Below are 21,061 nucleotides of genomic sequence, written 5' to 3'. Positions count from 1 at the left end.
CCTCCCGACCGCCCGTCACCTCGTGCCCCCGTCGGGTCCGTTATCTCGTGCATCCCGTCGGCCCGGATGCCAGGGTCACGCACGCCCTGGCCTCCGTCGCGTCCCGCACGGCGACCATCGGGGTGTAGGCGATGGTGTCCCCAGCAGCCGTAGCGTCCGCCGTCTGCCGCTCCCCGCCCGCTGAGACCTGCACGCGGTCGCCCGGTGCCGCACCGGTGATGCGGCCCCAAGCCGCACCACAGGTCTTGCTGTAGCGGACCTCCAGGGTGATGGCGCCGACGGTGGTGCTCTTGGCGGTGGTCACCAGGTCACCACTGCAGTGCATGACCTCGGCGTCCTTACCGTTGCAGGCCGGGCCGGCACACTTGACCCCGGCGGGCAGGCTCACGTGCGTACTGGTGACCGGGGAGGGCGACGTGGCGGGGTGTCCCTCCTTGCCGCCGCCTCCCTGGCCGGTGAAGTAGAAGACGGCGCCGATGAGGACGAGCACGCCGACGAGTCCCGCCAGGAACGCAGCCAACCGGTGCCGGTCCACGGCCCGGTCGGCCGCCGGTCCCGGACGCGACTCCGCCGGCTCTGCCGGGTGGGGGCCGGAGGTGCCCGGCCCGTCCGGACGCCGCCCGGGGTGGGCGCCCGCCCGGGACGGGCCCTGGTAGCCGGCCAGCCCCCACGAGTTGCCGTCGGACGCTGCACCATCCGCGGGGGCGGTCGCCGGCCCGGACACGTCTTGGCCACCGGTGCCATGAGCCGGTCCGTGTCCCGCCCCCTCCCGGGCACCGGCATGGGCATCGACACTGGCATCGGGAACCGTCGGCTGGGCGGGAAGCGTCGGCTGGGCGAAGACCGCCGGAACGGCGTCCGCGGGTCCGGCGGACCCCGGAGGCGCGGCGGTGTCGCCGCTCCCGCGGTCGGCCGAGTCGCTTGTCTCCCGGCCCGGTTCCCCCGAATCGCCCGCCTCCCCCAGTTCCCCCAACTCCCCCAGTGCGGCCCGCGCCTGGGAGATCCGGATCGCCTCCATGGTGCTGTCGTGCCGCATCTCCGCCCGGCTCCAGGCACGTTCGGCCAACTCCCACAGAGTGACCAGATGGACCGGGTTGGTGCCGGTGACCTCGGCGAGCGCCACGACCGCCCCCTTGGGTGCGAGGAGCCGACCACCGAGGTAGCGCTCCCAGGACGTCCTGCCGTAGCCCGTGCGGTCGGCCAGCGCCGCGATGCTCAAGCCGCTACGGTCCACGAGCCGGCGCAGCTGGCTGGTGAACTCCCTGATCTGCGGATCCAGATCCTCCGGCAAGGCTTTCCAGCGAGGCATCGTCCTCCCCCTCTTCCCCCCCAGTCGGTGGCTCTTGCCCAAGGATCCCAGTTCCCGGAGTGGGAGCGCATGGACACCTGCGTGCCCCGTGTACCGGCACCACGGTGCCACCTGCGTCGGCAGGCCGGCACCGGAGCGGAACCGTCACCTCCGGGCCACAGCACGGGGACAGGCGCTGAACGCCTTGTTCATGGCAAGGAAGTCCGGACGGTGAACAGCCTGCGGAATCCCGGTGAAAGACCGGTGGCCCGCACCATCCGGGCGAGGTGCGGGCCACCGGTCCAACGGGCGCCGTTACTTGGTGACCGTGAAGTGCAGGGTGTCCTTCAGGAACGGGATCTGCAACCAAGGTTTGGGCTGGGCCATCAAAGCCAGCAGGACGATCGCCAGGCCAAGGATGCCGTAGGTGACGATGTCCGTGAAGCGGGAACGAACGGCGAGCATGCCGACGCTCGGCAGTATCCAGCGCATGGCCGCGCCGGTCAGCAGGGCGGCCCCGATCAACAGGCTGCCGTAGCGGAACGCGTCGAGCGCGGTCAGCAGCAGGCCGAGCGCGACTGCCGACAGCACGACGAGCACGGGCCACTGCCGTGCGGGCGCCGGGGCGTCACCGGGCGCGGCCCGGCCGCCCCCCTCGGGACGCGCGGTGTCCTTCGTCAACAGCGGGAAACGGCGAGTGGTCCGCCGCGGGCGCCCCTCCGGGGCGGGGACGGTCGCCGCGTCGCGCACCGCCGGTACCGGTTCTGATCCCGCGTGCCCACGGGTGCCCTCAGCCGACACTGCGCTCCGCCGCCTCGACCACGTTGACCAGCAGCTGCGCCCGGGTCATCGGGCCGACGCCGCCGGGGTTCGGGGAGATCCAGCCGGCCACCCCGGCCACGTCCGGATGGACGTCTCCGACGATCTTGCCCTCGGCGTTGCGCGAGACGCCGATGTCCAGCACCGCTGCGCCCGGCTTGACGTCCTCGGCGCGGATCAGATGCGGGGAGCCAGCCGCCGCGATGATGATGTCGGCCCGCTTGAGGTGCGCGGACAAGTCGCGGGTTCCGGTGTGACACTGGGTCACGGTGGCGTTCTCGCTGCGCCGGGTGAGCAGCAACGGCATCGGGCGCCCGATGGTGACACCGCGACCGACGACCACGACCTCGGCGCCCTTGATCTCGACGCCGTAGCGGCGCAGCAGAGTCAGCACACCGTTGGGGGTGCAGGGCAGCGGCGCCGGTTCGTTCAGCACCAGCCGACCGAGGTTCATCGGGTGCAGCCCGTCCGCGTCCTTGGCCGGATCCATCAGTTCCAGGATGCGGTTCTCGTCGATGCCCCTGGGCAGCGGCAACTGGACGATGTAGCCGGTGCAGGCCGGGTCCTCGTTCAGCTCCCGGACGACCGCCTCGATCTCCTCTTGGGTGGCCGTGGCCGGCAGCTCGCGCTGGATCGAGGCGATGCCGACCTGCGCGCAGTCACGGTGCTTGCCGGCGACGTACTTCTGACTGCCGGGGTCGTCCCCGACCAGGATCGTGCCGAGGCCGGGCGTGACGCCCCTCTCCTTCAGGGCCGCCACGCGGGCGGTCAGGTCGGACTTGATCGCGGCTGCGGTGGCCTTGCCATCGAGAATCTGGGCGGTCATGGCCCCATCCTCGCGGATGACCCGGCCCGGATTCCAATCCGGGGTGGCCGGACGCTCCTGCCACACCTGTTATCACATGATCGGGGTGGTAATACGTGATGATCGGCGATGTTGCACTTGCACAACACCTGACGATTCCGGCTGGACAAGTAAGAGCCCGTTAAAGAACGATGAGAGCACAGTGCCGCGGGCAGTGCCGGGGGGGCGGACCGCATCTGTACATCTCCTCCGAACCGTGCTGCGCGTCGTCCCCGCACTTGAGCAACGGAGGAACTGCGCCATGAGCTTTGGCGACCAGAACAACCCCTACGGCCCCCCACCCCAGCAGCCGCCGGCCACCCCCGCCCCCGGCTACGGCTACCCCCAACAGCCCGGCGTTCCGCCGCAGCCTCCGGGCTACCCCCAGGCTCCGGGCTATCCCCAGGCTCCGGGCTATCCCCAGGCTCCGGGCTACCCCCAGCAGGCCTACCCGGGGTACCCCGCCACGAACGCGATGCCGCAGACGATGCCCGGCCTGACGACCACCGCGCGGGTCCTGCTCTACATCGTGGCAGGCGTACAGGTCCTCATCGGCGTCTTCGCGATCTTCGGCGCCGCGACGCTCAACGACGCCTCCAACGCGGGTGAGGACACCTTCGGCAACAACAGCCTGTCCGACATCGGACACGCCAGCGCCGGCCTCATCTTCTTCTTCGCCCTGCTCTTCCTCGGGCTTGCCGGGCTGTCGATCACGCTGGGCGTGAAGTTCTCCACCGGCGGCCAGGGCATCCGCATCACCACGATGGTCTACGGCATCCTGGGCGCCCTCTTCGGCGTCCTGATCCTCATCGGGGCGGCGAACACCAACTCCAGCGCCGGACTCGTGTGGGCCCTGCTGTGGATCGGCTTCGGCGGCGTGATGGCGGCGGCGATGATCTCCCCGTCCGGCGCGGCATGGTTCAGCCGCCCGCGCTACTGAGCCCGTAGGACGTACGGCACACACCCGCCGAGGGCCGTGTCCGCATCCCGTGATCGGGGGGACACGGCCCTCGACGTTCGAAGAGACCGGGCAAACCGGACAGGTGACTCACCGTCGCCTCCGCGCTCCGGCATCCAGCCCTGAGCCGCCACCCGGCCCCTCGGGGAACCAGCGGGGACGCTCTCCCTGCGACGCCCGCGGTCATCGCCGCCACGGCCACCCACGGGGAGCAGGCCGGGACCGACCGGGCCCGCCCGCGCCTCCTGCGGATCTCAGCCGACGGGACGCCCTCGCCGCCGCGCGCCCCCGCGCACCACGCCCAGGACGCGCGACACGAACTCCAGCAGGAGGAGCAGCCCGGCGAACACCACGCACGCCCTCGCCGCCATCCAGGACCCGGCCGCGACCGCGCGTGCGTAGGAGGCGACCCAGGGCCCCGCGCTGCCGAGGTCCCACACGGGCCGCTGCGGAAACTCCGCGCCGACCACGTCACTCACCGCCGAGGTCACGAGCCCGAGCAGGGCCAGACCGACGGCCGCGAGCACCAGCTTCCGCAGAGCGGGGCGCCGCTCGCACACTCCACGCATGTTGTCCCCTTTCCCACCGGCTGGACACTGTACGCGCCGGCCGCCTGGCCCACCCGCTGGGCCGGCCCGAGAGTGGGCCACGCCCCCTGGCACCCCAACCGGTTCAGCCCCCGCGTCAGGAACCGGGCGGCTGGTGCTGGAGGCGTTTCCTGCCCCCCCCACCGGTCACCGCCGTGCGCATCGAGCCACCGGGGGAGAACTGCCGTGCGGTGTCGTCCAGAACGTCAAGACCTCCGCGCCCCGTCCAGGCGTTTCCCGCCCCCACCGCCGCCGAGGCACCCGGCCGTTCCTCCGGACGGCCGACGGTGACCGGGTGGGGAAGCCTGCCCTCGTCGTGGGTCGGGCGTCAGCCCTCGTCGGTCTCCCAGTGGAAGGACGCAAGGGTGGCGGGCTCCTCGCCCGGTGCAGCGCTGATGCGCCGTCGGCCGGCCAGGCGCCCCAGACCAGTGAGCGCGCCGAGCAGGACGGCGAGCAGACAGAAGAAGCCGACAACGAGACCAGCGGCGCCGAGGAAGCCGAGTTCGGCCAACCGGGCCAGGAAGTCCAGGGGGTTCATGCATCCGCATGCCAACATGCCGACAGCCTCCCCGGTGGGGAGGCTGTCGGCACGGCTCGTGTCCGTACGGTGCTACGGAATTTTCCCTTCCGGGACCGCCGCAGGGCGGCGGCCGCTCAGTGGAAGAAGTGGCGCGTACCGGTGAAGTACATGGTCACGCCCGCCTTCTTCGCCGCTTCCACAGCGAGCTCGTCACGGACCGAGCCGCCCGGCTGGACGATCGCCCGGACACCGGCACCGATGAGGATCTCAGGGCCGTCGGGGAAGGGGAAGAAGGCGTCGGAGGCCGCATAGGATCCCCGGGCGCGCTCCTCGCCGGCCCGCTCGACAGCCAGTTTGCAGGAGTCGACGCGGTTGACCTGGCCCATGCCGACACCGACCGAGGCACTGTCCTTGGCGAGCAGGATCGCGTTGGACTTCACCGCGCGGCACGCCTTCCAGGCGAAGGCCAGCTGAGCCAGCTCGTCGGGGGAGAGCGCCTCGCCGGCGGCCAGTGTCCAGTTGGCCGGGTCGTCGCCCTCGGCCTGGAGCCGGTCGGTGGCCTGGAGCAGCGCACCACCGTCGATCGGCTTGACCTCGACGGGGTTGGCCGGGCCCTCGGGACAGCGCAGTACGCGGATGTTCTTCTTCTTGGTCAGGGCCTCCAGCGCGCCGTCCTCGTAGCCGGGCGCCACGATGACCTCGGTGAAGATCTCCGCAACCTGCTCGGCCATCTCCTTGCTGACCGGCCGGTTCACGGCGATGACCCCGCCGAAGGCGGAGAGCGGGTCGCAGGCGTGCGCCTTGCGGTGCGCCTCGGCGACGTCCGCGCCGATCGCGATGCCGCAGGGGTTGGCGTGCTTGATGATCGCGACGCAGGGCTCGTCGTGGTCGTACGCGGCACGGCGGGCGGCGTCCGTGTCCGTGTAGTTGTTGTACGACATCTCCTTGCCGTGCAGTTGTTCGGCCGCCGCGAGGCCCCCCTCGCCGGAGGTGTAGAGGGCGGCGGGCTGGTGCGGGTTCTCGCCGTAGCGCAGTGTGCGGTCCCGCTCCAGGGTGGTGCCGATGAAGTCGGGGAACGCGGAGTCGTCCGCGGGAGCGTAGGCGGAGGCGAACCAGGAGGCGACGGCCGTGTCGTACTCGGCCGTGTGCCGGAAGGCCTCTGCCGCCAGGCGCTTGCGGGCGGCGAGGTCGAAGCCGCCGTCCTTCACTGCGGCGAGTACGTCCCCGTACCGCTCGGGGCTGGTGACCACGGCGACGGAAGGGTGGTTCTTGGCGGCGGCGCGGACCATCGACGGGCCGCCGATGTCGATCTGCTCCACGCACTCGTCCGGCGAGGCGCCGGAGGCGACCGTCTCCCGGAACGGGTAGAGGTTAACGACGACCAGGTCGAACGGCTCCACACCGAGTTCGGTGAGCTGGCGCCGGTGGTCCTCCAGACGCAGGTCGGCGAGGATGCCGGCGTGGACCTTGGGGTGCAGGGTCTTGACCCGGCCGTCCAGGCACTCGGGGAAGCCGGTCAGCTCCTCGACCTTGGTCACGGGGACACCGGCGGCGGCGATCCGGCCGGCCGTGGAGCCGGTGGAGACCAACTCGACACCGGCCTCGTGCAGCCCGCGGGCCAATTCCTCCAGCCCGGTCTTGTCGTAGACGCTGACGAGCGCGCGATGGATGGCCCGCTTGTTGCTCTCGGCGGTCACTGGATAACTACCTTTCGTCCCTCGATGCGATAGCCGTTGCGGGCGAGCCGCCCCACGACCTCGACGAGCAGCCTTCGCTCGACTTCCTTGATGCGCTCGTGCAGCGCGCTCTCGTCGTCCTCGTCCCGGACCTCGACCACGCCCTGCGCGATGATCGGCCCGGTGTCGACGCCGTCGTCGACGAAGTGGACGGTGCAGCCGGTGACCTTGGCGCCGTACGCGAGCGCGTCACGGACCCCGTGGGCCCCCGGAAAACTGGGGAGGAGGGCCGGGTGGGTGTTCACGAACCGCCCGCCGAAGCGCGCGAGGAATTCCTTCCCCACGATCTTCATGAAACCGGCGGAGACCACGAGGTCGGGCTCGTACGCAGCCACCGCGTCGGCGAGGGCGGCGTCCCACTCCTCCCGGGTGCCGAAGTCCTTGACCTTCCGCACGAAGACCGGCAGCCCGGCCCGCTCGGCGCGGGCGAGCCCCTCGATGTCTTCACGGTCGGCCCCGACGGCGACGATCCGAGCGCCGTACGACTCGGCTCCGGTGCGCTCGATCTCGTCCAGGAGCGCCTGCAGATTGGTGCCGGATCCGGAGACCAGCGCGACGAGGCGCTTGACCGCTGGGCCAGCGGAGGTGGCGGCCACGGTGGGGCCCTTTCTCGGGGTGGCGGTGTGTCCAGCCAGCGGCTCGTATGTTCGCACGAATGCTTCACACCCCGGGATACGGGGAAGTCTACGAAGCGGCCGGCCGTCAGCAACGATACCGGCACTGTGACCGGCCCCCACGGGACGGGGGCGTGGCCGGAAGGTAGCGTTCGCAAGGAGCCGGCTCGGGAACGCGGTCGTGGTGCAGTGCGTTCACGGAGTGGAAGCTCACGTCGGACAGCCGTGGTTCACCTAGGGGAAGACGCTCTTTTGATGCCCGATCGCAGCCCGCGACTCCTCACGTTCCCTCCGCGCCCAGCCCAGGGGGGCGAGCGTGGCGTGCTGCTGCGGGAGCGGCCGGCGTCGCCGCCCGAGGCGTCCCGAGGCGGACAGGACGGCGGCAGCCGGGGCGGTGAGCAGCAGGACGACAACCCCTTCGCTCCGCCGCCGGAGGGCACCCCCGACCGCCCCTGGCAACCCCGCCACCCCGAGGGCTCATCCAGTGCCGGTGCCGGTTCCGGCTCTGAGACCGGCAACACCGGAGGCGCTCCCGGCCCCGGAGGTGGTTCACCCTCGGGTTCCCGGTGGAGTGACCGTCAGCCCGGCGGTTCCCCCGACGGCGGCTTCGGCGAGCGGCCCGGCAGTGGTCCGCAGAGCCCCGGCGGCTCCACCGGCCCCGGCGGCCCCGGCGGCATGCGCTGGGACCCGACGGACCCGGCGCAACGACGGGCCCGCTACGCCCTGCTGTCGGGCATGTGGTCGGTCTTCTTCGTGCTCTTCGGCTGGCAGTACGTGGCCCTGCTGCTGGGCGCGCTGGCCCTGTACTGGGGCATCAGCGCGCTGCGCGCCAAACCGCGCGTCCCGGGGTCGGACACCCCGGCGTCCACAGACGGCCGGGGCGTCCGGCCTCAGGCCACGGCGGCCATCGGCGGCCTGGTCACGGCGTCCCTGGCACTGGTCCTGGTGGCCTCGGCCTTCACCGTCCAGCTCGTCTACCGCGACTACTACACCTGCGTCAACGACGCCCTCACCCACGAGGCCAAGCAGTCCTGCGAGAAGCTGCTGCCGCAGGAGCTGCGCGGGGTGCTGGGGGCAGAGAACGGGTAGCCGGGTCCGGCGGGTCCGGCGGGTGTCCGTTTCAGGTCCCGATCGGCAGGGTGCGCTCCGGGGCCCGTGAGGCCTGTCGGGGTCCAGCGGGGTGCGGACCCGTTCACGGAGTCTGCCCGATCACCGGGGCCTTCCCAGCGCAGCTGCGCCCGCCCACGGCTCAGCGGGGCCCGCCCGGGGTTCAGCGGGGCCCGCTCAGGGTTCAGCCGTGTCCGTCCAGGTCTCGTCGGGCCGGGGACAGGACTCGGTGGGCGCACCCCGGGTGGCAGCGGGGTCCGGACGAAGCTCGTCCGTGCTCGACCCCTGCCCGGCCTGGGGCCCGGCAGTGCCGTCGCGCGGGGCGGCGGCGTCCCGCAGGGCCGCCCAGCGAGATGCGCGCGCGAGGTCATCGTGCCAGTCCGGGGTGAACGGGTCGTCAGCGGGAACGAAGTCGTACAGCTCGTCCTCGACGGCACCGCTCGTGCCGCGCACGGTCCCGACCCGGGCGGACATGGCCGGCTTCGCCCCAGCCGGCTCGGTTGGCCTGGCGGTCTCCTCGGCTGTGCCGGCACCTCCGGCGTTCACCCCGGCCGCCGCCTTCGGGTTCGCCCTGGCCTTCGACTTGGCCGACCTGACCTGCAACTTCCACTTCACCTTCGACTTCAGTTTCAGCTTCGCCTCCGACTCCGACTCCGACTCCGAGGTGCCCTCCCCCTTCCCTGGCGTCGTCGCGGAGTCCGTGCCCACCGCGTGGCCCGCCGCGGCTCCCGGCGCCGGGATCCCGCCGCGCCGGGCCCGGTACCCCCGCAGCCGCCAGGACCGTACGCCCAGTGCGACCGGAATCCCGAGCACCGCCGTCCAGATCCCGGCCGCTCCCCCGGTCTGCCACCACACCGGCCCGAAGCGGGCCAGTGCGGCCACGCCCAGCGGGCCGCCCGCCAGCTCGGCGAGCAGCGCGAGGCCTGCCGCGCAGACCGTCGCGGTCAGTAGGACCACCCCGGTGGTGCGGCCGGCTGACCAAGGGGCCCGCGAAGCCTCCCGGGGCTCCGCCCGGTTCACGGCCGCCCTCGCCACGAACCAGCCGGCGGTGATCCCGGCCGCCACAGGCACCAGTGCCGCCGCCCAGTCCGGAACTGTCCCGGCGCCGGCGTCCGGCACCGCGGCCAACAGCGGGAACGGCGGAAGCATCGGGGCCGGGTCGGAGGCGAGCGGGTGCACGACGTGCCCGGTGCCCAGGGCGAAACCGGGTCCGAGGGCGTAGGAGGCGGCCCACACCGCCGCGTTGGGGATGAGCGCGAGGCCGAGCAGCAGTACGGCGAAGCGTCCCGCCCAGCCCTCGGTCAGTTGGAGGAAGGACGCCCGCACGGCCCCTCCGTGCCACACCAGCGACACGCCGAGCAGCAGGGCCCCACCGCCGAACAGTACCGCCGTCGCCGCCCCGGCGGCCCGAACGGCCGCACCCAGCCGCGCCCGCGCATCCACTCCCAGCACCAGCCTCCGTACCGGCCCGGGTAGTACCACCAGCGCGCTCAGCACAGGCGCACGAGGACGGCCGTGCGCCGACCATGCCCCCACTCCCGCCGCACCCACCGCGACCAGCGGCAGACATGCCGTCACCCATCCCCAGGAAGGACGCAGTTCGCTGCCGGAGCAGTAGAGCGCGGTGGCGACACCGACACCGAGGTAGCCGAGGACCACACCCGTCCACGCCGTGCGCACCGGCACCGGCGGGGGGCCATCGGGGTCGGCGGACACGTCCGACGCGTCCCGCGCCGCCCGGTACAGCAACCACAGGGGCAGCGCGAGCAGCAGCAGCGGTGTCACCCCCACCGGCAGGGGCGCGCCGGAGAGGGTGTCGGTGCGGACCAGTTCCACCCCGTGCGCCAGCAGCCACAGTGCGGCGGCGACGTGCAGTGCTCCGCCCGGTCCGCTGTCGGGGTAGGGCGAGCTGACCCACATCCCCAGGACGAGCACGGCGAGCGAACCGAGCCCGAGGCCGGCCGCGACCGCACCTGAGAGGAGGCTCGCGGCCAGCCCAGGCGAACGGTCGCGGAGCCGGGCGAGCAGAGGCGACGACAACGGTCGGCGAGCGGTCATCCGGATCACGGAGGCCATGCTCCCAACGACACGCGCTTTCCCGTCGTAACAGGCGAACCACCGATGTGTCGCTCAATATACGTTTATGTTCTTTTCCGCATGGAAGGGCGAACGGTGACGACGCAGACCACTGCCAGCCCGCTGCCACCGCCGAAGGAACGCCGACGCCTGCGCGAGTCCGTTTCGCTGACGCAGACTCAGCTTGCGGCACGGCTCGGCGTCAGCCGCGCCACGGTGCGTGCCTGGGAGTCCGGCCGCCGTGCCCCGAACGGCGGCGAGGGCGAGGCGTACACCAGGCTGCTGACCCGCCTTGCCGAACCGACGGGCGCTCAGGGGACCAAGACTGCCGCCACGGAGAAGACCGGGTCTCACCTGGCGGAGAAGACCGGGGCCGCGGCCACACAGACGTCCTCTGGGACGGTGAGCTCCGGGGGAGGAGCCCCCGGACCCGAGTCCCGGCCGCACGTGCCGGACGCGCTTGAGCCGCCGGAGCCCACTCAGGCCTTCGACGCCCTGTACGCGTTCTGCGCCCCGGCGCTGGTGCGTCAGGCCTACCTGCTCACCGGACGCCGGGAGCTGGCCCGCGAGGCCGTGGAGCAGGCCTTCCAACTCGCCTGGCAGCACTGGCCGGAGGTGGCCCGGGACCGGGATCCCGGCGGATGGGTACGGTCCACGGCGTACGACTGTGCGCTCTCCCCGTGGCATCGATTCCGTCCCCGCTACCGACACCCGGAGCCCCCACCCGCGGACCCGGCCGACCGCGATCTACTGAACGCCCTGCTCAGGCTACCGACGTCGTACCGACGCACGGTCGTCCTCTACGACGGCGTGGGCCTCGACCTGCCGGAGACAGCGGCGGAGACGGAGGCCACCACACCGGCCGCCGCCAACCGGCTGACCCACGCCCGCGAGGCGCTGGCCGCGCGGATTCCGGAACTGGCCGATCCTGCCGAACTCCATCGCCGCCTTCTCGAACTGGCCTCGGCCGAGCGTCTGCGCGCGGCCAAGCCGATGACGGTACGGACGGTCGGCGAACGCCGGAACGTGTTCTGGACGCGGGCCGCCATCACCTTCACGGTGACGATCATCGGTGCCACGACGCTCACCCTGCGGACGGCACCGACGCACTACGAAGCACCGGTCGCGCCCGCACAGGCAGTACGGGGGGTTCCACGGCCGGCGGCGCTGGGGCCCCTCTCCGAGGAAGAACGGGCGTTGCGCGCGAAGCTGCGCGCAGAGACGGCGAACGGCCCGGAGCGTCTGGTTCCGCAGGCACGGTGAGCACTGCGGCGGTCCCGCCGTGGCTGGTGCCCGCCGCGCGGTGCCGTCCCTGCCCCCATCACCACACGAGGCGTGAAACGCCGGTGGGCCCGCCCCAGCCGGGGAGCGGGCCCACCCACGGTCGAAACCGGGACGCTCGGGCGCCGAAACGTCAGGCGCACGGGCCGTCAGGCCGTCAGGCGCTCAGGATCTCGCGCGCGAGCTTCGCCGTCTCGGTGGGGGTCTTGCCGACCTTGACGCCCGCGGCCTCCAGGGCTTCCTTCTTGGCCTGTGCGGTACCGGAGGAGCCGGAGACGATGGCGCCCGCGTGGCCCATGGTCTTGCCCTCGGGCGCGGTGAAGCCCGCGACGTAGCCGACCACCGGCTTGGTCACGTTCTCCTTGATGAAGGCCGCGGCACGCTCCTCCGCGTCGCCGCCGATCTCACCGATCATCACGATGAGGTCGGTCTCCGGGTCGTTCTGGAACGCGGCGAGGGCGTCGATGTGCGTGGTGCCGATGATCGGGTCACCGCCGATGCCAACGGCGGTCGAGAAGCCGATGTCCCGCAGCTCGTACATCATCTGGTACGTCAGCGTGCCGGACTTCGACACCAGGCCGATGCGGCCCGGCTTGGTGATGTCGCCCGGGATGATGCCGACGTTCGACTGACCCGGGGTGATGATGCCGGGGCAGTTCGGACCGATGATGCGGGTCTTGTTGCCCTTCTTGCCGGCGTACGCCCAGAAGGCCGCCGTGTCGTGCACGGCGATGCCCTCGGTGATCACGACGGCCAGCGGGATCTCGGCGTCGATGGCCTCGACGACCGCGTCCTTGGTGAACTTCTCCGGCACGAAGATGACGGAGACGTCGGCACCGGTCTTGTCGACGGCCTCCTTGACGGTGCCGAAGACGGGTACCTCGGTGCCGTCGAAGTCCACGGTGGTGCCCGCCTTGCGCGGGTTCACGCCGCCCACGACGTGGGTGCCGTCACCGAGCATGAGCTTGGTGTGCTTCATGCCGGTGGAACCGGTCATGCCCTGGACGATGACCTTGCTGTCCTTGTTGAGCCAGATAGCCATGGTGTGTCGGTGTCCTCGTCCTCGTACTTACTTGGCGGCGGCCAGCTCGGCGGCCTTGTCGGCCGCGCCGTCCATGGTGTCGACGCGCTGCACCAGCGGGTGGTTGGCGTCGGTGAGGATCTTGCGGCCCAGCTCGGCGTTGTTGCCGTCGAGACGGACGACGAGCGGCTTGGTGACTTCCTCGCCGCGGTCCTCCAGCAGCTTCAGGGCCTGCACGATGCCGTTGGCGACCTCGTCACAGGCGGTGATGCCACCGAAGACGTTCACGAAGACGGACTTGACGTCCGGGTCGCCCAGGATGATCTCCAGGCCGTTCGCCATCACCTGGGCGGAGGCGCCACCACCGATGTCCAGGAAGTTGGCGGGCTTGACGCCACCGTGCTTCTCACCGGCGTACGCGACGACGTCCAGGGTGCTCATGACGAGGCCGGCGCCGTTGCCGATGATGCCGACCTGGCCGTCGAGCTTGACGTAGTTGAGGTTCTTCTCCTTGGCAGCCGCCTCCAGCGGGTTGGCAGCGGCCTTGTCGTGAAGCTCCTCGAAGTCCGGGTGACGGAATTCGGCGTTGTCGTCCAGGGACACCTTGCCGTCGAGGGCGATGACGTCACCGGAGGCGACCTTGGCCAGCGGGTTGACCTCGACCAGGAGGGCGTCCTCCTTGATGAAGGTGTCCCACAGCCTGACCAGAACGTTGACGATCTTGTCCGCGACCTCGGCCGGGAACTTGGCGGCCTCGACGATCTCGCGGGCCTTCGCCTCGTCCACACCGTCGATCGGGTCGATCGGGGTCTTGGCAACGGCCTCCGGGCGGGTGGCCGCGACCTCCTCGATCTCCACGCCGCCCTCAACGGAGGCGATGGAGAGGAAGGTGCGGTTGGCACGGTCGAGGAGGAAGGAGACGTAGTACTCCTCGACGATCTCCGGAGCGGTCTCGGCAATCATGACCTTGTGGACCGTGTGGCCCTTGATGTCCATGCCGAGGATGTCCGTCGCCCGGGCGACTGCCTCGTCCGCGGAGGCGGCCAGCTTGACGCCGCCGGCCTTACCACGACCACCGACCTTCACCTGCGCCTTGACGACGGACTTGCCGCCGAGACGCTCGGTGATCTCGCGCGCCGCCTCAGGCGTGTCGATGACTTCACCGGCCAGCACCGGTACATCGTGCTTGGCGAAGAGGTCCCTCGCCTGGTACTCGAACAGGTCCACGCGCTTCCGTCCCTATCAGTGATCTCGCGGTTCGTTGGATGCGTGGGCGTGCCGCGAAGGGCAACGTGACGTCCGCTCTGTCACAGGGGAAGCGCACACGGTGTCCGAGCGCGCGGCATGTCCGCCTCGCAGGTTATCGCTGCTTGCGGGGGGCCTCTAAATCGCGGGTCACACGCGAGCGGTGATACCTGTCACATGATGCCGGGTCTGCTGGCACGGCGTGCCGCGAACCGGGCGGTGTACGGGTGATCTGCGAGACCTTGCCAGACCGGGGCGACCCGGCGGGGCCCCTCGGGCAACCCCGGGGCGGGCGCCGGGACGCCGGCGGCCGACCGGCCCAGCCGCCCCCGAGGTCACTACCCGCTCCAGCCACCAGGCTCCACCCTCTCCCAGCCGACGGCGTTCGGCTGTCCGGCAGGTCACGAGTGCCGTACGCAGGACCGGCACCGAAGGTGATGGGTATCGTCACCCTATTCCAACTTCCAAGGCCCTCCTCGCATTTCTTCCTTCCTTTTCACCTTTATCCCACTTCGTTCTCCTTCCTCTTCCGGGCCTTCCTCACACGGGCTCCGGCACCGGCAACGGGCGCTTCTCCAGCGCCGCTGCCATCACCGCGGGAAACAGATCGGGCGTACAGGCGAAGGCGGGTGCGCCGAGCGCGGCGAGCGCCGCCGCGTGCTCCCGGTCGTACGCGGGGGCTCCCTCGTCCGACAGCGCAAGCAGCGTCACGAACTGCACCCCGGACGCCTTCATCGCGGCGACCCGCCCCAGCATCTCGGCACGGATGCCGCCCTCGTAGAGGTCGCTGATCAATACCACCACGGTCTCCGCAGGTCGGGTGATCCGGGACTGGCAGTAGGCGAGCGCCCGGTTGATGTCCGTGCCGCCCCCGAGCTGGGTGCCGAAGAGGACGTCGACCGGGTCGTCCAACTGGTCGGTGAGGTCGACCACCGTCGTGTCGAAGACGACCAGGCGGGTGCTGATCGAGCGCAGGGAAGCCAGGACCGCGCCGAACACGGACGCGTAGACCACGGACGCGGCCATCGAACCGGACTGGTCGACGCAGAGCACGACCTCCTTCCTCACCGACCGCGCGGCGCGCCCGTAGCCGATCAGCCGCTCCGGCACGACCGTGCGGTACTCGGGCAGGTAGTGCTTCAGGTTGGCCACGATGGTGCGGTTCCAGTCGACATCGTGAGGGCGGGGGCGGCTCACACGTGCGCTGCGGTCCAGGGCACCGGTGAGCGTGGCCCGGGTACGGGCAGCGAGCCGCTTCTCCAGGTCCTCGACCACCTTGTGTACGACCGCGCGTGCCGTTTCCTTGGTCGTCTCCGGCATCGCCTTGCTGAGCGAGAGCAGCGTGCCGACCAGATGCACGTCGGGCTCCACCGCCTCCAGCATCTCCGGCTCCAGCAGTAGAGAGGAGAGCCCGAGCCGGTCGATGGCGTCGCGCTGCATGACCTGGACCACGGAGGACGGGAAGTACGTGCGGATGTCGCCGAGCCAGCGCGCCATGGCCGGCGCCGAGGCCCCTAGCCCCGCCGTGCGGCCCCGGCCCGGCTGTGGTCGGTCCCCCTTTCCGTAGAGCGCGGCCAATGTGCCGTCCATCGCCGCGTCCCGACCGGACAGCGCGTATCCCGTGCCGTCGGCCCGATCACCGCCCAGCACCAGCCGCCAGCGGCGCAGCCGCTCCTGGATCGGGTCGTGCGCGTCCACCGGCGACGGCACGGTCATCGGCTCGGGTGTCGCCCCGGTCGTCGGCCCGGTCGTCATGCGCCCACCTCCAAGAGGCTGTCGTCATCGGTCGTGTCGTGTTCGCCTTCCAAACCGAGCAGCAGTCGCAGCACGGGCAGCACGGCATCGGCGCGCCCGGTGTCCGGTTCGGCGGCGAAGCCGGGGGGCCCGGCCTGCCGCTCCACCAGTCGCGCCCGCTCCCCCGGTCCCCGCCGGGCCAGTTCGCCCAGGGTTCTGCGCACGCCCGGCTCATATGCCGCGAACGTGCGCCGCAACAACGGCAGCACGTCCGCGAATGCCTCCGCCGGTACCTCGGTCAGCCAGGTGTCGACCAGGCCCAGCAGCCGCTCGTCGTGCACCAGGAGCAGACCGCCCCCGCCGCCGACGAAACCCTCGATCCAGGCGGCGGCGTCTACGGGCGAAGTGCCCGGGGAGAGCGCGAGCCCCATCAGCCTTGCCGCCTCTTCGGGCTCCAGCGCGGCCCTGTCCAACAACAGCCGCACGGCCCGGCCCCGGATGACACCGGGCGTACTGTCCCGCAGGAACAGGCTCCGCAACACGGCACACCAGCGACCACGCAGGTCACCGTGGCCGGTGGCCCGGGGCCCGGCGAGGACCGAACCCGCCTGCTCCGCTGGGGTGTTGGGGGTACCGGTGGTCCGCCCGGCGGCAACCTCCACGGCCCCCGCACCTCCTTCAGCTCCTCCTTCACCACCTGCGGCATCAGCCACGACAGGGGCACTGGTCGCATCCTGCGCGCCGGGAGCGCCGGCCAGGACTTCCCCCAGCAGTTCCACGGCCGTGTGCACCGCGTCCACGTGGCCGCGCATCTCGTCCGCCGCGTCCGGGTCGAGCGCGGAGCAGGCCGGGGGGAGACCCACGAAGATCCGCTCCGCGAGACCCACGGCGACCCCGGTCAGCGCGCTGGTATCGGTGCCGCGCACATCGCCGTAGCGCAGCGAGCGGACCAGGGCGGGCAGAGCCTGTGCAAGGTGGCCGACGTCCGTGTCGAGGGCCGCCCGGTCGGCGAGCACCCGCATGACCACGGGCAGCGCGTCCGCCAGTCCGGCCAGCAGGCACTGCTCGGCCAGCGCGGTGACGTCGGCCAGAGCACGCGCAGCGGTCGCGTCCGCCTCGGCCTTGGCCCGGGCGGCAGCGAGGACGGTCGTCCCCCACCCGCCTGCTTCGGCGACCCGCACCGACAGTTCCGGCTCCCAGCACAGCCGCCAGGTCTCCCGGAAGGTGCCCGCACTTCCCCGCGACGCGGCGGGTTCGCCCCAGCCGACGCCGAGCAGACGCAGCCGGTGCAGCAGCCTGCTACGGCCGGAGTCGGTGTCCCGGCGCAGATCCAGCTCAAGCTCGCGCTCTCGTGCCTCGGGCTTGAGCCGCAGCGAGCGCTGCTGCCGGGCCAGGTCACGCTGCAGCGGTACCGCTGGGGCCGACTCGGGGACCTCGCCCAGGACGTCCCCGACCACCAGCCGGTCGTGCACCAGCGCGAGCGGCACGTCCGAGCCCTCGCACATGACCGCGCGCACCGCGTCGGTGGTCTCGCCGAGCCCGGGCAGCGGACGGCCGCGCAGCGCCGCCAGGGTCTCCGCAAGCCGTACGGCCTCGATCACGTGCGCGGGGGAGACGACCCGGTCCTCCTGGCGCAGCAGTCCGGCCACCGTGGTCAGCCACCGCTCCACGGGGCGGTCAGGGGCGTGGAACAGATGCCCGTACCAGCCGGGCGAGTCGATGCCCGCGCCGTACCCGCCGGCCCGGGCCAGCCTGCGGTACGTCCATGGCACCCAGGTCAGGTCCGCCCGGATCCTGGCCAGCCCCTTGAGCAGCGCCCGGTCCGCGGTGACGGACCTCTCCTCGCGCAGTGCGGGCACGTGCCAGGCCCCGCACACCACGGCCACCGTGTCCCCGAACTCCTTGCGCGCGGCGCGCAGTCGGAGCCGCATGTGCGCCTCCCGGACGGCGTCCCGGGAGCGGGCACCGGTGTCGTACCGCTCGCGCAGTGCTCCCATGGCCTCCGCCAGTGCGGCGAACGGAGCGAAGGGGTCCCGCCCGGCCGGGCCCCGGTGCTCCACGACGTCCTCCCACCACCGCTCGGGATCGTCGTACCCGGCGACCCCGGCGAGTGCGGCCAGGGGATCGACGCGGACCCGGTCGCCGGCTTCCAGGGTGGCCCCGGCGGGGGGCCCGCCGGGCGTCCCGGACCCGGGCCCGGTGTCCTGCCCGGCCCCGGCGGGAACGTCGTCCTTCTCCTCCCAGGCGAGTGTGTGCGCGGCCGGCAGGTCGATGAAGCGGGCCGGGACGCCTTCCTCCAGGGCCCAGCTGAGCGCCACCCATTCGGGGCTGAACTCGGCGAAGGGCCAGAAGGCCGAGCGGCCCTGCTCGCCCACGGCGTGGGCGAGCAGGGCGACCGGAGGCCGCAGGCCAGGGTCGGCGGCCAGCGGGATCAGCGCGTCGGCCTCGGGCGGGCCCTCGATCAGGACGGCACACGGACGGGCGGCCTGCAGCGCGGCCCGCACCGCGCGTGCGGAGCCGGGCCCGTGGTGGCGCACACCGAGCAGCAGTGGCTCGGAGCCGCCGGCCGCGCTCCGGCCGGAGTCGGTCATGCGCTCACCTCCCGACAGGCCCGGTAGAAGTCCGTCCAGCCCTCGCGCTCCCGGACGACGGTCTCCAGATACTCCTGCCAGACGACCCGGTCGGCTGCCGGGTCACGGACGACGGCGCCGAGGATGCCGGCGGCGACGTCCCCCGGGCGCAGTACTCCGTCGCCGAAGTGCGTGGCCAGGGCGAGGCCGTTGGTGACGACGGAGATGGCCTCCGCAGTGGACAGCGTGCCGCTGGGCGACTTCAGCTTGGTGCGGCCGTCCGCGGTGATGCCGTCACGCAGTTCCCGGAAGACGGTCACGACCCGGCGGATCTCCTCGATGCCGTCGGGCGCGGTCGGCAGATCGAGAAGGTGGCCGGTCTGCTCGACCCGACGCGTGACGATGTCGACCTCGGAGTCGGCACTCTCCGGCAGCGGCAGCACCACGGTGTTGAAACGGCGGCGCAGCGCACTGGAAAGGTCGTTGACGCCCCGGTCTCTGTCATTGGCCGTGGCGATCAGATTGAAACCGCGGACTGCCTGGACCTCCTCGCCCAGCTCCGGGATGGGGAGCGTCTTCTCCGACAGGATCGTGATCAGCGTGTCCTGCACGTCGGCTGGGATACGGGTCAGCTCCTCCACCCGGGCCGTCATGCCCTCGGCCATGGCCCGCATGACGGGACTGGGCACGAGGGCGCCACGGCTCGGACCCTGCGCGAGCAGCTGCGCGTAGTTCCAGCCGTACCGGATCGCCTCCTCCGGGGTGCCGGCGGTGCCCTGCACCAGCAGGGTGGAGTCGCCGCTGACAGCGGCTGCCAGGTGCTCAGAGACCCAGGTCTTGGCAGTGCCGGGCACACCCAGCAGGAGCAGGGCGCGGTCGGTGGCGAGGGTGGTGACGGCGACCTCGACGATCCGGCGCGGGCCCACGTACTTGGGTGTGATCACCGTGCCGTCCGGCAGGGTGCCGCCGAGCAGATAGGTCGCCACCGCCCACGGCGACAGCTTCCAGCGGGCCGGGCGCGGGCGGTCGTCCTGGACGGCGAGCGCGGACAGCTCGGCGGCGAAGGCATGCTCGGCGTGCGGCCGCAACGCGTGCGCCCTGTCGTCGCGCTCGGGTGCGGCGGTGGTCGGTGGCACGGGTACGGACATGGCTGAGGCCCCCTCCAGCTCGGCCGGTTCGGATCTGTCACCCACCGTGCACCACGCCACTGACAATCGCTCTCACCTGCATGAACACACGCACGAGAGGGACTGCCGACGGTGCTCGCCGGGCCGATTGTCAGTGGTGGGACCTAGCGTCGGTGACATGACTGAGCAGGGGGTGCGCTGGACCGTGGGCCAGGTGCTGGCACTGGCGCCTGACGCCACGTCACGCACAGCAGGGAGCAGACTCGGCGCGGCCGGGCCGTGGTCCGGGGCGGGAAGCGGAGAGGGGGTGGTGTGGGGGCTGTGCAAGGGGAGTGGCAGCAGGCCGTACCAGACCGTGGTGGACCTCGCCGGTGCGGCCGGGCCGGCGTACAAGTGCAGTTGCCCGAGCCGTAAGTTCCCGTGCAAGCACGCACTCGGTCTGCTTCTGTTGTGGGCGGGCGGCGAGGCCTCGGTACCGGCTCGCGCACAGCCTCCGGACTGGGCCGGACAGTGGTTGTCGGACAGACGCAAGCGTGCCGGGAGCACAGGGGCGCCGGCCGAGGGGGATTCCGCGGCAGGGCCCGCCGATCCGGAGGCGGCACGCCGGCGGACGGAGCGCCGGGCCGCGCGGATCACGGCGGGCGCGATGGAGCTGGAGCACCGACTGGCGGACCTGCTGCGCAGCGGCCTGGCCTCGGCCGAGCAGACGGGTTACGGCCCGTGGGACGAAACAGCGGCCCGCATGGTCGACGCGCAGGCACCCGGCCTGGCCTCCCGGGTCCGTGAGCTGGGGGCGATTCCGGGGTCGGGCCCAGGCTGGCCGACACGATTGCTGGAGGAATGTGCACTGGTGCACCTGCTCGATCAGGGCTGGCTGCACCGTGACCAGTTGCCGGACGAGCTGGCGGCCACGGTCCGCTCCCGGCTCGGTCTGCCGAGCTCGGCTGACGGCCCACCCATACGCGACCGGTGGCTGGTCCTCGCTCAATACGACACGGCGGACACGAAACTGACGACGCGCCGAATCTGGCTGCACGGTGCCGCATCCGGCCGCACCCGGCTGCTGCTGTCCTACGGCGCGGCCGGTCGGGCCCCCGAGCTGGCACTGCCGGTCGGCTTGGCCCTGGATGCGGAGCTGTCCGACTATCCGGGGACCGGCCGGTCCCGGGCCGCCCTGGGCGGGCAGTTCGCCCCGCCCGCCCCGGCCGGGTTCCGCCCGCCGGGACTGACCACGGCCGGGGCTACGGCCCGCTACGGCGAGGCGCTGCGCGACGACCCCTGGCTGGAGTCGATCCCGGTGACCCTGGACCGGGTGGTACCGGTCCCGGACGGAGATCTGTGGCAACTGGCCGACGCCGAGGCGGACGCGGCCCTGCCGCTGGCCACGGCCGCCGGTTCCCGTCCGGGCCTCTGGCAGCTGATCGCCCTGTCCGGCGGCACCCCCGTGAAGGTGTTCGGCGAATGCGGCCACCGCGGTTTCACTCCGCTCACCGCCTGGCCGGAGGGCGCGGGAGACGCGGTGGCGCTGTGCTGA

17 protein-coding genes are annotated in these 21,061 nt (G+C 72.0%); 4 read left to right on the top strand and 13 right to left on the bottom strand.

What is annotated here, in order from left to right; all coding sequences use genetic code 11:
• Nucleotides 1–40: 40 nt before the first annotated feature.
• The 3 genes from LK06_RS20390 to LK06_RS20380 all read right to left on the bottom strand — a co-directional run bounded on the left by LK06_RS20390 (nt 41) and on the right by LK06_RS20380 (nt 2,933).
• Nucleotides 41–1,309 carry a helix-turn-helix domain-containing protein gene (locus LK06_RS20390; protein WP_039652843.1) on the bottom strand — a complete coding sequence of 423 codons (1,269 nt, stop codon included), beginning with the start codon at nt 1,307–1,309 and terminating at the stop codon, nt 41–43.
• Between the two features lie 294 nt (nt 1,310–1,603).
• Entirely contained in the window at nt 1,604–2,089 is a 486-nt protein-coding gene (locus LK06_RS20385) for a DUF3017 domain-containing protein (protein WP_043406157.1), read from the bottom strand.
• Nucleotides 2,079–2,933, bottom strand: a complete 855-nt coding sequence (locus LK06_RS20380; protein WP_039652840.1) for a bifunctional methylenetetrahydrofolate dehydrogenase/methenyltetrahydrofolate cyclohydrolase — start codon at nt 2,931–2,933, stop codon at nt 2,079–2,081. Before LK06_RS20380 ends, LK06_RS20385 begins: the two co-directional genes overlap by 11 nt.
• 280 nt (nt 2,934–3,213) lie before the next feature.
• On the opposite strand from LK06_RS20380, the gene LK06_RS20375 reads away from it, so the two are divergent.
• A complete protein-coding gene (locus LK06_RS20375) occupies nt 3,214–3,891 on the top strand; it encodes a hypothetical protein (RefSeq protein ID WP_043433838.1) in 678 nt (225 codons plus the stop codon).
• A gap of 272 nt (nt 3,892–4,163) precedes the next feature.
• On the opposite strand, the gene LK06_RS20370 is transcribed toward LK06_RS20375, so the two are convergent.
• From LK06_RS20370 to purN, 4 genes are all read right to left on the bottom strand, one after another.
• Nucleotides 4,164–4,478 (bottom strand): hypothetical protein, encoded by a 315-nt coding sequence (locus tag LK06_RS20370; RefSeq protein ID WP_159025117.1) that lies wholly within the window; start codon nt 4,476–4,478, stop codon nt 4,164–4,166.
• Between the two features lie 346 nt (nt 4,479–4,824).
• Nucleotides 4,825–5,034: a hypothetical protein gene (locus LK06_RS20365; RefSeq protein WP_039652835.1), complete on the bottom strand. Its 210-nt coding sequence runs from the start codon at nt 5,032–5,034 to the stop codon at nt 4,825–4,827.
• A gap of 116 nt (nt 5,035–5,150) precedes the next feature.
• Nucleotides 5,151–6,713: a bifunctional phosphoribosylaminoimidazolecarboxamide formyltransferase/IMP cyclohydrolase gene (gene purH / locus LK06_RS20360; protein ID WP_043406163.1), complete on the bottom strand. Its 1,563-nt coding sequence runs from the start codon at nt 6,711–6,713 to the stop codon at nt 5,151–5,153.
• Nucleotides 6,710–7,348: a phosphoribosylglycinamide formyltransferase gene (gene purN / locus LK06_RS20355; protein WP_039652832.1), complete on the bottom strand. Its 639-nt coding sequence runs from the start codon at nt 7,346–7,348 to the stop codon at nt 6,710–6,712. Before purN ends, purH begins: the two co-directional genes overlap by 4 nt.
• A gap of 273 nt (nt 7,349–7,621) precedes the next feature.
• On the opposite strand from purN, the gene LK06_RS20350 reads away from it, so the two are divergent.
• Nucleotides 7,622–8,455, top strand: coding sequence for a hypothetical protein (locus tag LK06_RS20350; RefSeq protein WP_039652829.1), 834 nt, complete (start codon nt 7,622–7,624; stop codon nt 8,453–8,455).
• Nucleotides 8,456–8,650: 195 nt separating this feature from the next.
• Here LK06_RS20350 and LK06_RS20345 read toward each other — a convergent pair whose 3' ends face one another.
• Complete coding sequence (locus tag LK06_RS20345) at nt 8,651–10,549, bottom strand: cell division protein PerM (RefSeq protein ID WP_063891040.1); 1,899 nt, start codon at nt 10,547–10,549, stop codon at nt 8,651–8,653.
• A 96-nt stretch (nt 10,550–10,645) separates the two neighbouring features.
• Here LK06_RS20345 and LK06_RS20340 point away from each other — a divergent pair, with 96 nt between their 5' ends.
• A complete protein-coding gene (locus LK06_RS20340; RefSeq protein WP_324618358.1) occupies nt 10,646–11,812 on the top strand; it encodes a helix-turn-helix domain-containing protein in 1,167 nt (388 codons plus the stop codon).
• Between the two features lie 175 nt (nt 11,813–11,987).
• Here LK06_RS20340 and sucD read toward each other — a convergent pair whose 3' ends face one another.
• The 5 genes from sucD to LK06_RS20315 form a co-directional block, all read right to left on the bottom strand.
• On the bottom strand, nt 11,988–12,872 hold the full coding sequence (gene sucD, locus LK06_RS20335) for a succinate--CoA ligase subunit alpha (protein ID WP_039652825.1): 885 nt from the start codon (nt 12,870–12,872) through the stop codon (nt 11,988–11,990).
• A 27-nt stretch (nt 12,873–12,899) separates the two neighbouring features.
• Nucleotides 12,900–14,078: an ADP-forming succinate--CoA ligase subunit beta gene (gene sucC, locus LK06_RS20330; RefSeq protein WP_039652823.1), complete on the bottom strand. Its 1,179-nt coding sequence runs from the start codon at nt 14,076–14,078 to the stop codon at nt 12,900–12,902.
• Nucleotides 14,079–14,636: 558 nt separating this feature from the next.
• Nucleotides 14,637–15,812, bottom strand: a complete 1,176-nt coding sequence (locus tag LK06_RS20325; RefSeq protein WP_039653188.1) for a VWA domain-containing protein — start codon at nt 15,810–15,812, stop codon at nt 14,637–14,639.
• Nucleotides 15,813–15,847: 35 nt separating this feature from the next.
• Complete coding sequence (locus tag LK06_RS20320; protein ID WP_039652822.1) at nt 15,848–18,421, bottom strand: DUF5682 family protein; 2,574 nt, start codon at nt 18,419–18,421, stop codon at nt 15,848–15,850.
• The gene (locus tag LK06_RS20315; RefSeq protein ID WP_043433842.1) at nt 18,418–19,548 is read right to left on the bottom strand and encodes an ATP-binding protein; all 1,131 of its coding nucleotides are present in this window, start codon (nt 19,546–19,548) and stop codon (nt 18,418–18,420) included. The genes LK06_RS20320 and LK06_RS20315 overlap by 4 nt, the downstream gene beginning before the upstream one ends.
• A gap of 157 nt (nt 19,549–19,705) precedes the next feature.
• Here LK06_RS20315 and LK06_RS20310 point away from each other — a divergent pair, with 157 nt between their 5' ends.
• Entirely contained in the window at nt 19,706–21,061 is a 1,356-nt protein-coding gene (locus tag LK06_RS20310) for an SWIM zinc finger family protein (RefSeq protein ID WP_043406167.1), read from the top strand.

This window comes from Streptomyces pluripotens (genome assembly GCF_000802245.2).
In the GTDB taxonomy this organism is placed as follows: Bacteria; Actinomycetota; Actinomycetes; order Streptomycetales; family Streptomycetaceae; genus Streptomyces; species Streptomyces pluripotens.
The sequence above is the reverse complement of the archived record's forward strand: the minus strand, read 5'-3'. Positions and strand labels throughout refer to the sequence as shown.